Here is a 12,865-nt window from a genome sequence, read left to right as displayed (position 1 = left end):
AAAAGACCTCCTCGGGACACCCGTTATGCCTCTAAGTGGGGAGCCGAAAACGCTTCTGATTATTGGGCCGGGGGTTGCTAGTGTTGCCCTCGCGGACGGCGCACCAAGCGGGGTCTCTTCGCAAAACCCGGCGCGTCAGGCCAATGGCCAGGTCTCGACACCTCTCGCGCAATCACCGGCAACCCGGCAGCTGCTGGAAATAAGGCAAAGACTAACGCACCTTCACTCAGTCAAAGGATCGTCATAGCAGGACTTCACGCAACGCCTCTTCGTCGCGAATGACGAGTCGTCTCCCGCGATCGACCGTCACGAGCCCAGCTTCCCCAAGCTCGGCGAGGACCCTTGTAACCGTCTCCCGCGTCACGCCGGCGTAATTCGCAAGCTCCTGGTGGGTCAGCTTCACCTTGAGACGCAGGCCGCAGGCCACCCTCTCGCCATGGGCTTCCGCAAGCTGAAGCAGTGCCTCGACAACCTTCCCGCGCGCGTCCCGGAATGCGAGGCGTTCTAGGTCGTCGTTCGTCCTGCGCAATCGCTCCACGAGGGCGAGCGCTACGTCGGCCGCGAGTCCGGGCGTGGTTTTCAGGAGGGCGAGAAACGGCTCGCGGTCGATGATGAGCACCTCGCAGTCGGATAGAGCCTGGGCAGACGCCGACCTCGGAGCGCCGTCGAAGACGCTCATCTCGCCGAAGAAATCCCCGGCCTCCAGGATGGCAAGGGTCTTCTCGCGTCCGTCTTCGGAGACTTTGTGGATTTTGACTTGCCCTTCGGCGATGATCAAAAGAAAACCGCCAGGGTCGCCCTCGAGGAAGATGTGGCTACCGCGCCCGTAACGCCGCTTGCACGCGATCCCCGAGAGTTTCTCGAGGCTCGCGTGGTCCAGGCGGCTGAAAAGCGGTACAGTCCTGAGGATCTGCTCGGGCTCAGGGTTCTGTCTCAGCTCACACCACCCCCGGTCGGAGCCAATGCGTCTCCCATCAATCGAGCCTTCTCTCAAGCAGTCACACTTTACCCCTTGCCCCCGCCGCCGGGACGGTCATCCGGAGGACCCGGAGCCTTTCCGTTGTGAACGTCTTGCTTGCCACCCTTCTTGTCACCACTGTCGTACCCACTGTCCCCATCGCTGCCGGTCTGTCCCTTGAGCCTGCCCCGTCTCTCCGCCCACGCCCGCTTTTCGTCATCGCCCATGGGCCCCGGCTCCTCGGGAGCCTGGCCTCGTCTCACCCGGGTAGCGTACCCCTCTGGAACCAGAACCGCTTGCCCCGCTCCGAGCACCTCCACCACTCCCGACTCGACGGAGACAGTGGTTGCGTATTCGTCGCTCACCCAGACAGTGAAATGCGTACCTCGGACGCCCACCACCGCGCTAGGAGTCTCCACGCGAAAGTCAGTCCCGCCGGGCGCAACCGGCTGTATTCTTGCCCACAGCCTGCCGATGAACAGGCGCACGTACAGGAGCGAGTCGAACTGAACCTCGCAGCCAGGACCGAGCGTGACAGAGCCGCCGTCAACGAGGTCGATGACGGCCCAGGAGTCAGGCCCGCACTTCAGCCGGTCGCCGCCGTAGATCAGGCCCCCTGCCCTTGTTTCGACCCACTCTGCAGATCTTGCGGGAAGACGCGTGCACGTTCCCTCAACCGTCGCAACCGTCGCGATCACGCCTGTGGCGACGGGCTGCGCCCATGCTCCGCCACCGCGTCCGTGTCCGCCGGGCATGACGCAGAGCACGACATAGAGAATCATGATCGCAAGCAACGCGAGATACGAGCGAACCCGACGCCTCCGGCGCACAAGGCGCGCAAAGAGGCTCGGCTGTGTGCCAGGACTGCTGCGCTGCGCCATATTCCTTCACCTTGCCTCCCGGCCCCTCCTACACCAGGCGCGGCGCGAGCGCCGCGGGCAGAGGAGATGAGCACAAGCTCCCATTTCTAGTTTACCTGGTGTGCGCGGCGTTTCGGTGACGGCCGTCACAGAACAGGCCCAGATACCACCATTCTCGCTCGAACGCGTCAGAAGAGCTCATACACTTCCACAGGCAACGACCTGCCCTTCACCTCGACCGACCCCACCCTGCGGGCCTCGACCAGGCCCTGTATGGCCTGGTAAGTCCGGCCGCACACAAGCACTTGGCCCGGGCCGGCCATGCCTTCGAGCCGCGCTGCAATGTTCACAACGTCGCCGATGGCCGTGTAGTCCATGCGCGCAAGGGTCCCGATGTTGCCGACCAGTGCCTCTCCCGAGGCCATCCCCACGCCCACGCTGAGTTTGACGTCGTTGACCCCGGCGCCGCCAGCGTCGTGGGCGGCCGCGACACCGCCGCCGGTGGGCCCCCACCCACAGGTCCTGCTGATAGCAAGCGCAGCCCTAGCCGCCCGGAGAGCGTGGTCCTCCCGTGGAACCGGCGCGCCGAACACGGCCATGACACCATCCCCTGTGAATTTGTCGAGCATGCCGCCTTCTCTGAAGACGGCCTCCACCATCATTGAGAGGCAGGCGTTCAGCACTTCCACGACATGCTCGGGGTCCCTTCCCTCGGCGAACGACGTGAAGCCCCGGATGTCCGCGAACATGACAGTGACGTCGAGCCGCCTCCCTCCGAGGGCGACTCTCCCAGGGGCTTTGAGGACCTCCTCGACCACGGCTGGTGATAGATACCGTCCGAGCGTCGTCCTCGTCCTGTCCCGCTCGGCTTCGGTGCGCGCATACGAGACTACGATGTGGCGCGCCAACACGACGGCAAGGACCACCATGACCGGCACGGGGTTGGCCCAGATGCTCGCCCGTGCGAAAAGGGTCAAGCTAAGGCAGGCAATGCAGGCCACTGCCAGGAAGGCTGCAACGCAGGCCGCCCGCGGCCGAAGCCTCGCCAGCCCTAACGCGGCCGCGACTGAAAACGCGAGGAGCAGTGCGCACGCGAGCCACCTCGCAGGCTCACGCACGATGAGCCCGTCGAGGAGCGCCTGCACCACATTGGCGTGTATCTCCACCCCAGCAACCGGGCTTCCTGCCGTGGCAAGGGGCGTGAAGTAGAAGTCATGAAGGCCATGTGCGGTTACGCCCACAAGCACGATCTTGCCCGCGAACTCGCCCGGCGGGAACTCGCCGCTGATCACCTTGTAGTAGGGAAGCGTCTCGAACTTCGGGCCCACGGGTGACCCAGAGGAGTACCGAATGAGCACGCGGCCCGTGGAATCCATTGGCACCCTCAGCTCGCCCAGCCGAAGCCCGCCGTCCTCAAGCGAAACAGCCGAACGCGGAAGCCCCAGGAATACCCTGACAACCTCCACGTCCATCGAGTAGCGCGGCGTCCCCCCGTCCAACACGACGGGAACGTGACGGCGCAGCACCCCGTCCGCGTCCGGCACCGCGACAACGCTACCACTTACGGACGCGCGCTCAAGCGCCGGATACGGCGGTTTCCTGGCACCGGCCACATAGAAGACGTGGGACCCGCGCGGAAGCACCTTGTTCTCCGCGTAGAAGGGGAAAACGACTAAACCTGAGGCCGCGGCGGCCCTAGCGAGGGCGTTATCGGCCGCGGCATCGCCGGACGCGTCAGGCATCATCACGTCGAACCCTATGACGCCTGCCTTCTCGCGGGTGAGAATCTCAATGAGCCTAGCGTGGTAAGACCTCGGCCACGGCCACGGTCCGAGGTGCGCAAGAGAATCGTCGTCGATGCCCACGATGACGATGCGCCGCGTCGGAAACGGCCCGGGTGCCATTCTGTGGCACAGATCGTACGCGGCAAGCCCGGCGCGCTCGCCCGCACCTGTGCCGTCCAGGCAGATGACCGCCACCGCTATGAGGAGCCCGGCCACTATCGTCTTGAATTCGCGGGTCTTGCCGTGGGGCCCGCTGCCAGCTTCGCGGCGTGCAAACGTGCGTTTCATGTGTCTATTCTTCTACAACGCTGCCCTGCGGTCCTCCACCATGGGGCATTTCACACCGGGCCGGCACCTCCTGCCCAGACGGACGCGCGCCCGTCTGGGCAAGGGTGCGTTGGTCCTCGGCCCTGTTTCGGCAGTTTATCGGATTGACGGGCTTGCATTCGGATGCGGCGCCCCGGGCGGGCGCCTCGCAAAACCCAGCCCCGGCCCGGGCGGCCAGTGGCCGGTTTTGGCACCCATCGTGCAATCGCATGCGACCCTTGCCGAGAGCCGGGACCGTCTTCGCAACCCCACCACCTACACGCGAATGAAACTCTCAACGGTGGTGACAAACACTATGGCCCCTCCCGCCTCCACCTGCACCGGGAGTCCGCCGAACGGCATCTGACCCGTCCCAGGCGTGAACTGAGGGGCCGCCTCGATTCGCCTCGGGCAACATTTCGTGATAACGCTGATAACCTCCTGGACCCTGTGGTCTTCCACGCCTATCAAGAACGTGGTGTTGCCTTCGCGCAGGAATCCACCTGTCGACGCCAGCCGAGTCGCGCCTATGTGCCTTTCCGCAAAGGCGTCGAGCAGAGCCGAGGCATCGCTGTCCTTCACGATGGCGAAGACCAGCTTCATTCCCCTCACCCCTCCTTCGAGATGGCCACGCGCCTGCGGCGGACCCATTGTACGGGCGGTATCACGCGAGCCGGCCGATCCATGATTCTGGAAAGAAGCAGCAGCGATACCAGGCGGACACACGTGCCCGCGTAGAACGTGAGCTGAATCCCGAACATCCGGTAGAACGCGTCGCCGAGGAACGGCGCAACGAAGGTCGCCACGTTTATCAACATGTTGAAGACCGCGACCGCGCTTGCGCTTCTGCCGGGTTTGGCGTACGCAAGAGCTAGATTGAACACGGCAAGGTTGATGCCGCCCATGCAGAACCCCGATATGAGCTGCATCCCATAAAGGTACGACACCGACCGCGAAAGCATGTAGGCCGCGGGGAAGAGCGCCATCCCCGCCATGCAGATGAGCAGGACGATCCTGTTGCCCCGGCGGGACACGACTTTTCCCCAGTATACTGAGCCCACGACCGTGGCGATCCCCGCGAGCGTCGCAAACGCACCGATCGTGGCATTGGAAAGGGACAGGACTTCGACGTGGTATATGGGCCACATCGCGGCAGTGAACCCGAACCCGAACCAAAGCATGAAGCAGCTCAGTGAGAAGAATTTGAACTTGTGGCCGTATTCCTTATCGGTGAGAAGGTCCCTTACTCTGGATATGAGGCCTTGGCTCGCTTCCTGCCCCGGCTTCTCGGGCGGAGCCACCTCCCGCATCCTCGACATGAAAGCAATCCCGAGGCCACCGAAGCACGCGGCGGTCATGAAGAGCAGCAGGTAGTTGGCCGGGAAATCCACACTATCCAAGAGATATCCGGCCGCAAGCGTCCCGAGAACGCTCGTGAGCCCGATGTACATGTTCCTGAGCCCGAACACCTCGCCCCGTCGGTTCTCGGGAAACATGTCGCCAACCATCGCGGTCCAGGCCACACCGGAGATGGCACCGGGCACCGACATCAAAGTGACTATGGCCACGAGCACGGCAGCTTTGCCCGTCTGGAGCACGGGCAGAAACGGGACAAGGGCCAGGGCAACGTAAAGCAGCCTGTGTAAACCCGCCCACAGGAGAACCACCGGGAGACGAGCCTTACGCCTTTCAACCAGGCTTGCAGCGGGAAGGAAGACCAGCGCGTTGGCGAGTGCCGGGACGGCCGTGAGCAGGGCCACAAGCAGGCTCGATGCCCCCAGGGCGATGGCGTAGACTCCAAGGAAGGGGTTGACGAGGCCGAAGGCAGTGTTGGTCGCCATTCCCTCAAGGGTCGTGTATATGAAATTGTGGCGTATCGTGCTTGTGGGCCTCGCCGGACGCCCGAGCGTCCGCCGGCGCGACCTTAGCCGCACCGTGCGCAAACGCCCGCTTGCCTCCTGCCGCTCGCCTGTTGCGGCAGGCCCGCTGAATGTGAGGCCTTTATCAATGGACATGACGACTTACACCTTCAACCAGGAGATTTCCTTCTTCCATCGCCATTGCTCCGGCGCGTTCCGCCGTGCAGATAACTCGCGGCGACCGCCACGGCCCCGACCAGGAGCGTCAGATAGTAGGTGAGGCCTCTCCAAAGAAGCACGAAGACGCCAAGGAGTCTGAACGGCACTATCGCCCCGAAGAGCACCGCCAAGCTTGCTTCGGCTGCCCCGCTAGACCCCGGCGTCGGCGCATATGCGGCGGCAAGGTAGAATATGCCGGCGATGCCCATGGTTTGGGCGAAGGGCGGGTCAACGCCAAGGCCACGAAGGAGGAGCACCGGGATGAAGAACGCCATTGCCCAGCTGAGAAGGCTCAGCGCCGAAACGGCCACGAGCGCAGGTCTGCGCTCCCGGACGAACGTCCTAGAAGCGGCCCGAAAGCCGGCAACCTCTGCCTTCAGCTTCTCGAGGAATGAATCTGCCGCATGGGCCGGGATGATCTTGCTGACGCGTCTATTGCGGAGGACACGCCGCAGGACCGCCCCCACAGATTCCGGATAAAGGGCAAAGAACCCTATCAGCGCCAGGACGAGGACATAGAGAACCAGTCCGACAAAGAGCGCAGCCTCAAGCCGCCCGGGAAGGTCCCAAGACCTGCGCCCCACGATGTACCACACTGGAAAGACGAGCGCCAGGCCAAGCCTCGCAAGGGAGCTCACTATCGTTTTGACCGCCACAACCGCGGTGGATTCGCCTGCTCCGATGCCCTGCCGGTGGAGCAGGTACACCTGGAGCGGCTCCCCTCCCGTGTCAAACGGTGTGACGCACGCAACGAACGCCCCTGCAAGAGCTATCCGCAGGGCGCTCATGAACCCGAGTCTGCCCCCGAGCGCCCTTACGAGCATTTCTATGCGCACGGCCTCAAGGACCCATCCGGCCGCTACCAGCGAACCTGCAACGCCTAGGGACACGGGATCCACGCGGAAGAGGCTCGCCCATCCCTCGCGGCCTCCCGTGAGACGCATGATGACGAAAATGGCGAACGCGCTGGCGAGGACCGCGCCAGCGGCCCCGCGGACGAGGCTTTTCGTGCTTCTGGGTGTTTTCGGCTCAGCCACGTCGGTCCGCCCTTCATCCACGTATAGTCGAGGACGAGATCTCTTCACGCGACGGCGTAAAGCTGCCGATCCGAAGTCCCGGACACCTAGCGCGGAGTTCTTCGACGAAAGCGTCGATCCCGAGCACACGCCCCCTGGGGCCGGGGAGCGTTGCCGTCAGCACGTCGGGGTCGATGTTCAGGTTGCGAAGCTGTACCATGTCTACGTGGACGTTCTCAACCAGAGCACACAAGGCGTCCAGCTCCTCCTCCCGGTCGGTCAGGCCGGGAAACACGAGGAGGTTCAAAGACACGAAAACCCCTCTCTCCTTCGCGATGGCAAGCGACCTTCGGACGTCGTCCAGCCCGTACCCGCACGGGCGGTGGTACGCGTTGTATATCTCGTGCCTCGCGCTGATGATGCTCACCCTCATGCTGTCGAGACCCGCCGCGCAGACTTTGTCGACGGCGTCCACGAGGCCCGCGTTGGTATTCGCGTTTATGAGGCCTCTATCCTGCACCTCCGCCCTCATCCGCATGATGGACCGGGCAATGAGGTCGGCCTGAAGCAGGGGCTCGCCTTCACATCCCTGTCCGAAGCTTACGATGGCGTGTGGCGCTTCACGAAGGTGTGGCAAGCCTATCTCGACTATCTCGTCAAGCGTAGGAACGAAGTCGATGCGACTCTGCGGGGAAGGGCAGCATCCCGCGGGCTGTAGCGAGATACACCCCAGGCACGACGCCGTGCACGCCGGCGATACGGGGATCCCCGCCTCCCACCGGCGGTAGAAGACGTTCTGCGCCGTGAAGCATCGATATTCCGTCGAACACTTCGCGAGCTGGCGCAGGATCCTATTGGTTGGATGCTCCTTCAACATCGCCTCTATGAGCGACGGCAGCTCAGGGGCGTTGTAATTCGCAGGGTGCCACCTGAAGGGCTCGTCGGTCCTCAGTGCGGCGACGTACGGCCTCCCTTGTTTCATTCCCACCGCGGTATATCCGTAAAGAGGAAGGGCTCGCATTTCGCGGCGCCGGTCGACCACATATGCCGGAAGGAGGGTTCGCGTGAACCCGGCTGGTAGGAGCGCCCCCACCGCCCACCCTGGTGCCTCCGTTTCGCGCCGCCCCCGCCTATCGGTCTCTAGCCATATGGCGAGTGCGTCGCCGTCGCCCGGCCTCATGCCGACAGCCTGGCGCCCGGGAAGCATCACGAGAGAGGAGCCGCGAGGGAGGGGGATCATGTCGCCCTCCCGGACCTCCCATATCTCGTCCCAGGAGCGACCGAAAGCCGCCAGGCTTCCTTCCTCAAACATGGCGCCGTGATCGTCCGCGTACAAAGCCCGAATCATTAGTGCACGTCCTCGGCCTTCGCCCAAGCGACCGAGCTGCACTCCCACCAGACAGCGCGGTCACCAGGCTGATCTCGCGGAACAATTATACCTTCCCGGCGCACTCCCCGCAAGGAGCTCGTGTCGATACGTCTGAATCGTGTCTATTCGTTATATCAGCGCGAATATGGGACATCCACGCCGTCCCAGGAATTCTGCGGAAGGAATTCGACCCACGTCATCGAATACTATCGAGAGGTGAGGCAGCTGACGTCACGCCATGCCGCACCGCGCGTTGATTGTGCGGCGCGAGAAGAGCCGCGGAGCACGGGGTTCTGTGGGTGGCTAATCGGTTCTTCATCGATCGTTACCCCAAGCATCTCGGCTTCCCTAAGTATGGTGCCATGAGTGTTCGACTCCTCTGTTTGGAGGCGCCAGGGTTACCGGCGCTTGCGCGACGAGACGGCCGGGATTTGGCGACAAGGCGCGCTGACTTCGGACATTCGCGCCGCAAGCGCGCCGCCCGCCCCAAAGGGGGAGAGTGGACAGCCCTAGGCCGGGCCTCGGCGCTGAACAGCAGCACGAACTTGTGGTGATCTACTTAGGCTGTGACTCGACGCCAGAAGGGAGTGATGGCCTACTGGTTGCGAGATAGCAGTGCGCTTCTACGTGCGGCTTCCACAAGACCGCATTGCACGAGGCAGCTGATGAGGCCTTCGAGTCAAGCGGACGAGAAAGCAAGGAGGTATATTGAATGAGAAGAGTGCTTGTCGTGCTCATGGCGGCGCTTGTGCTTGCAACCATGAGCGTCGGGCTTGTCAGTGCAGCAAAGCCCCTGCCGAAGCTGGTCCTGCTCTCGGGCGACTCCCAGATCGCCAGGCTTTATGCCCAGGGCGTGCAGGAAATGATTCGTAAGAACCTCGGTCTCCCCATCGAGATCGAGGCGGTCGACTTCAAGACAAGGCTTCAAAAGATGAGAAACAAGGACTTCCAGATCGTCTTCGCCGGCTGGGGCGCCGACTACGACGATCCCATGACGTTCCTCGACATGTGGGTGACCGACGGCCCCTTCAACGACGTCATGTGGAGCAATCCCAGCTACGATAAGCTTATCGATGTGGCGAAGACCTCTTCCGACGAAGCAGTCCGCATGAAAGCCATGTCCCAGGCGGAGAAGATCCTCATCGGCGAGATGCCCATAGCGCCTCTGTACTGGCCCGCCTGGAACTACGTCGAGCATCCTTACGTCAAGAACGTTATCCGCAAGACCGTGGGCTCCGACTACGAATGGAAGTGGGCCTACACAGAAGGGCGCCCGGGCGGCGACAAGGACCAGTTCCTCCGCCTGAACTTTGGCGAGGAGCCGCCGGATCTCGACCCGGCCACCTCCACGGACCAGGTGTCTTTCTGGGTCATCAACGCGACCTATGAGGGTCTCGCCCGGAAAAACCCGGAGATGAAGGTCCTCCCGGGCTCCGGCCTCGCCGAGAGCTGGACCGTATCGAAGGATCGTAAGGTGTACACCTTCAAGCTCCGCGATGCCAAGTGGAGCGACGGAGTCGCCGTCACTGCGTATGACTTCGAGTATGGCTGGAAGAGGGCCATCGACCCACGCACAGCGTCCCAGTACGCGTACATGATGTATGTGATCAAGAACGCCGAGAAAGTCAATGGCATGGAGGTTCCTGACGACAAGGATCCCAAGAAAGCCGAGAAGAACAAGGCCATCGATGATGCCCTCGCGACGGTGGGAGTCAAGGCGCTCGACGCTAAGACCCTGCGCGTAGAGCTCGAGGCGCCCACTCCGTTCTTCCTCGACCTCATCACGTTCATCACCTACATGCCGAGCCCGAAGCACATGGTAGAGAAGCTCGGCGACGAGTACGCCTCAGAGGTCGACAAGATGGTGGCGTGCGGGCCGTTCAAGGTCTCCAAGTGGCAGCACGAGTACAAGATCATCCTCGAGAAGAACCCGAACTACTGGGATGCCAAGTCAGTCAAGCTGCAGCGCATCGAGGCCGACATGATCAAGGACATCGCCACCCCGCTGAACATGTTCGACGCAGGAGAGCTTGACTTCGTCGGTGTCCCCGGAACCTACATCGACCAGTACAGGAACAAGGGCATGAAGACCATCGCCGAGGCGACCTCATGGTACCTCGAGTTCAACTGCAAGCACGAGATCTTCAAGAACGCGAAGGTTCGCAAGGCGTTCTCCCTCGCCATCGATAGGCAGGCTTACGTCGACTACGTGCTGAAGAACGGCTCGCTGCCGGCGACATCTCTGGTGCCGCCAACGATTCACGGCAAGGACGGAGTATCGTTCCACGATGTATACGTCGGCGACCTGCTGCCTACGAAGGCCGATGTCAAGCTGGCAAAGCAGCTCCTGGCAGAGGGTCTCGCTGAGCTTGGTTACGCCATGCCCTAGTCCCGGGGGTCCGGGAGGAGCCCGGGATAGGTAAGGCCACAAGGCCGGATTCGGCCCGGTTCTCAGGTGTGGAATCTCCTCCCAACAGGCATGTACATCCCCGGGTATTCCCGGCATAGGACTATCGAAAAGCAGGCAGCGAGGCCCTGCGCCAGGAAAGCAGGGCCTCGCTGCCGTATGATGCGGTCACTCGGTCTTTCGGAACAGGCGCACGGCGCGCGTGACCGCGGCAAAGGAGTGGGTGTTTTGGGACGCTACATACTCAGGCGGTTCGGGTTGATGCTTGCCGCGCTTTGGGTGATCGTCACCGCCACCTTCTTTCTCATGCACGCCATCCCGGGCGATCCCTTTCTTGGAGAGAAGGTAACCGAGGCGATCCGCCAGAACATGTTGCGGAAGTACGGCCTCGACAAGCCCCTCTGGGAGCAATACGTGATCTACCTTGGAAACCTGCTGCGCGGGGACTTCGGCACCTCGCTGAAGATGCTTCACCGCTCCGTGAACGACATGATCCGCGATGGGTTCCCGGTCTCGGCGCTTCTAGGCCTTGAGGCGCTGGCGTACGCCGTGACCCTTGGCCTGCTCCTGGGCACCCTCGCCGGGTTCCAGCATAACACATGGGTGGACTACCTTGCGATGTTCGTAGCACTCATAGGCATATCGGTGCCGGGGTTCATCATGGGCAGCCTCATGCAGTACGTAATAGGCCTCAAGCTCGGATGGCTTCCCATAGCCCGATGGGAAGGCTTCAAGTACACCATAATGCCAGCCACTGCCCTTGGGCTCGGCACGCTCGCGGTGGTCGCGAGGATGATGCGCACGAGTGTGCTCGATGTCACAAGCCAAGACTACATCAAGACCGCTAAGGCCAAAGGGCTCTCGCAGCGGGAGATAGTCTTCCGTCACGTGTTGCGGAACGCTATCCTTCCTGTCGTAACCATCCTCGGTCCGCTCACAGCGGGCATCGTAACGGGTAGCTTCGTCATCGAGCAGATCTTCGGCATACCAGGGCTCGGCAAGTATTATGTGCAGAGCATCTTCAACCGGGACTATACCCTTATCCTGGGGACCACCATCTTCTACGCCGTTCTCCTCGTGTTCCTGAACTTCCTGGTTGATGTGGCCTATGGCATCGTAGACCCGAGGATCCGGCTCATGAGGAGCAAGGAGTGATGAGATTGGCATCGGTGCAGGAGATAACACAAGACATGTTCGAACCCCTTCACATCGGCGCGGGGGAAGGGGAAGCGATCACGCGCCCCCCTATAAGCTATTGGCGAGAAGTGGTGAGGCGTTTCAGGCGAAACCGCCTTGCCGTGGTGGGCCTTGTCGTCCTGATAGCCCTTGTGGCGTTCGCGTTCTTAGGGCCGTTTTTTACGCCTTGGGACCCCAGGGAACAGAGCCTCTTTGACACGAACAAGCCTCCGTCCAGAGAGCACTGGTTCGGCACGGATAACCTCGGACGCGACATGTTCGCAAGGCTGTGCTACGGCATCAAGGTCTCGCTTTTCGTTGGGATCATGGCCGCCCTCATCGACCTCGTGGTAGGCGTGATCTACGGCGGGATCTCCGGGTACTTCGGCGGCATAGTGGACGACGTGATGATGAGGATCGTGGACATTCTCTACGGCATCCCCTATATCATCGTCGCCATCCTCCTCCTCGTGGTCATCGGTCCCGGCCTTTGGTCGGTGATCCTGGCCATGACCATAACCGGGTGGGTCGGTATGGCCAGGCTCGTGCGTGGGCAAGTGCTGCAGCTCAAAGAGCAGGAGTTCGTGCTGGCCGCGCGAGCACTCGGAGCAAGCCACCTCGGTATAATCCTTCGGCACCTCATCCCCAACGCCATGGGAGTCATCATCGTTCAGATGACCTTCACTATCCCGAACGCCATATTCGGCGAGGCGTTCTTGAGCTTCATCGGGCTTGGAGTGCCGCTGCCCCTCGCAAGCCTCGGCACAATGGCGAACGACGGGTATCAATACCTTAGGATATACCCCTATCAGCTGATCATCCCGGCGCTCGCCATCATCATGACTATGCTGGGGTTCAACTTCGTGGGCGACGGCTTGCGGGATGCGCTTGACCCGAAACTGCGGAGGTGA

10 protein-coding genes are annotated in these 12,865 nt (G+C 62.2%); 3 read left to right on the top strand and 7 right to left on the bottom strand.

Annotated features, from left to right (window positions below):
• Positions 1 to 241 precede the first annotated feature (241 nt).
• The 7 genes from GX515_01000 to GX515_00970 all read right to left on the bottom strand — a co-directional run bounded on the left by GX515_01000 (position 242) and on the right by GX515_00970 (position 8,350).
• On the bottom strand, positions 242 to 994 hold the full coding sequence (locus tag GX515_01000; protein HHY31590.1) for a Crp/Fnr family transcriptional regulator: 753 nt from the start codon (positions 992 to 994) through the stop codon (positions 242 to 244).
• 11 nt (positions 995 to 1,005) lie between these two features.
• Positions 1,006 to 1,839, bottom strand: a complete 834-nt coding sequence (locus GX515_00995; protein ID HHY31589.1) for a FecR domain-containing protein — start codon at positions 1,837 to 1,839, stop codon at positions 1,006 to 1,008.
• A gap of 167 nt (positions 1,840 to 2,006) precedes the next feature.
• Entirely contained in the window at positions 2,007 to 3,890 is a 1,884-nt protein-coding gene (locus GX515_00990) for an adenylate/guanylate cyclase domain-containing protein (GenBank protein ID HHY31588.1), read from the bottom strand.
• Between the two features lie 294 nt (positions 3,891 to 4,184).
• Positions 4,185 to 4,511, bottom strand: a complete 327-nt coding sequence (locus tag GX515_00985; GenBank protein HHY31587.1) for a hypothetical protein — start codon at positions 4,509 to 4,511, stop codon at positions 4,185 to 4,187.
• Between the two features lie 5 nt (positions 4,512 to 4,516).
• On the bottom strand, positions 4,517 to 5,923 hold the full coding sequence (locus GX515_00980) for an MFS transporter (protein ID HHY31586.1): 1,407 nt from the start codon (positions 5,921 to 5,923) through the stop codon (positions 4,517 to 4,519).
• 14 nt (positions 5,924 to 5,937) lie between these two features.
• Positions 5,938 to 7,023: a flippase-like domain-containing protein gene (locus GX515_00975; protein ID HHY31585.1), complete on the bottom strand. Its 1,086-nt coding sequence runs from the start codon at positions 7,021 to 7,023 to the stop codon at positions 5,938 to 5,940.
• Between the two features lie 13 nt (positions 7,024 to 7,036).
• The gene (locus tag GX515_00970; protein HHY31584.1) at positions 7,037 to 8,350 is read right to left on the bottom strand and encodes a radical SAM protein; all 1,314 of its coding nucleotides are present in this window, start codon (positions 8,348 to 8,350) and stop codon (positions 7,037 to 7,039) included.
• A 733-nt stretch (positions 8,351 to 9,083) separates the two neighbouring features.
• Between GX515_00970 and GX515_00965 the strand changes: the two genes are divergently transcribed.
• The 3 genes from GX515_00965 to GX515_00955 all read left to right on the top strand — a co-directional run bounded on the left by GX515_00965 (position 9,084) and on the right by GX515_00955 (position 12,865).
• Positions 9,084 to 10,760, top strand: a complete 1,677-nt coding sequence (locus tag GX515_00965; protein HHY31583.1) for a hypothetical protein — start codon at positions 9,084 to 9,086, stop codon at positions 10,758 to 10,760.
• A 246-nt stretch (positions 10,761 to 11,006) separates the two neighbouring features.
• Complete coding sequence (locus GX515_00960; protein ID HHY31582.1) at positions 11,007 to 11,933, top strand: ABC transporter permease; 927 nt, start codon at positions 11,007 to 11,009, stop codon at positions 11,931 to 11,933.
• 14 nt (positions 11,934 to 11,947) lie between these two features.
• Positions 11,948 to 12,865, top strand: a complete 918-nt coding sequence (locus GX515_00955) for an ABC transporter permease (protein HHY31581.1) — start codon at positions 11,948 to 11,950, stop codon at positions 12,863 to 12,865.

It is taken from the genome of Bacillota bacterium (assembly GCA_012842395.1).
GTDB lineage: Bacteria > Bacillota > SHA-98 > UBA4971 > UBA4971 > UBA6256.
Note: the sequence above shows the minus strand (reverse complement) of the source record. Positions and strands in the feature narration are given on the sequence as shown.